The organism is Gluconobacter thailandicus F149-1 = NBRC 100600 (assembly GCF_000964465.1).
GTDB lineage: Bacteria > Pseudomonadota > Alphaproteobacteria > Acetobacterales > Acetobacteraceae > Gluconobacter > Gluconobacter thailandicus.
In genome coordinates this window covers 1-1,240 of record NZ_BANH01000135.1, presented here as the reverse complement: position 1 = coordinate 1,240, position 1,240 = coordinate 1, and the positions used below count along the sequence as shown (strand labels likewise).

At 47.1% G+C, this 1,240-nt stretch carries 1 pseudogene; it reads right to left on the bottom strand.

The annotated features are described in order from the left end of the window. Window positions 1-51: 51 nt before the first annotated feature. Window positions 52-1,200, bottom strand: a pseudogene (locus B7444_RS16080) (TonB-dependent receptor domain-containing protein); the annotation flags it as partial. Window positions 1,201-1,240 lie beyond the last annotated feature (40 nt).

Genomic DNA, 1,240 nt, shown 5'->3' with positions numbered 1-1,240 from the left:
GATCTCAGCCAAATCGTCTAGATCTTTTGTCAACATTACCTAACAGACCCTAAAGCTGTTTGTAATTTCAAGTCCAGAAAACGGGCGGATCGTCACGGCGGCATCGGCACCATTCATGGTTTCGCGACCGACATTCAGATATGCACTATGTGCTGTGGCCGTGCTTCCTTCCGTAATGGAAGCAAGGCGATTATAGTAATCAGTGTGATAAAAATCAGCACTTCCTGAGAAAAATTGAGAATCATACCGATATCCAACAATATAATTCCATGTCCGCTCTGGTTTGAGAACTTTTTTATTGGTATCAAACACGGACTGGGCAGATTGAGAGGAATTACCCAAACCGCCCCACGGTCCTGCCGTGGACGTCTGGGAGTAGTAATCGTAAGCGCGCAAATTTTCGGCGATATCCCAGTAAATTTCGTGATGATCCAGAAAATGGTAATCAAAATTGAAATGGGGAAGAAATGCGCCCGAGGCCGTCATCGTACCATTCGCAGGGTGACGATAATAAGTATTCCATCCTTCATCTTTAAGTTGAGCTGTATAATCGGCTTTCGTGCCACCATGAGTTGTTTGCGTCAGAGACTTGAACCCAGCCAGAACCGTCATGCCTGGAATGATTTTCCAGCGATCCTGAAGGAAAAACTGAAATGTATTGGTATTGTAAGCGTCATTATACCACGTACTGCCCGTTCCTTTTTTGAAGCCGGACAGTGGGTTATGGCCGGTCGTCAATCCATCTTCATAAAGCATGGAATCATAGATCCAGCGATTATTCTCGTACCAGAGACCGCTTTCAATATAGTTGTTATGTGATGTTTCAATCGAGACTTTCTGAGTAAATCCCAGTCGACGCATATCGGCATGTGACATGCCCAGCGCCATCGGAACACCAGAGACCGAGCCGTCCGCCTGCAACGTTGGAGTACCGTAACTGGGAGATGTTACGAAGTTATTGGTGCCGCCATAGAGGCCGCTGCTAACATTTCCATATGCGACTGTATCTGAATGGATCTTCTCGGACAGGTCAAAATGTCCCGTAACCGCCGAAAGGTATGTTCTCTGCACCTGAGATGCATCCCAGGCGTAGTCACCGATCTCGTCATTAGATAATTTGCCTTCGTAACCCGGAGGAACATCCGACGTATATTGGGCATAATAGGCCCACTGTTTGGCTTTCTCGTAATCCGGCTTTAGGCTCAGGACTCATAGCCAGAAGATGACGGTTGCGGCGAGG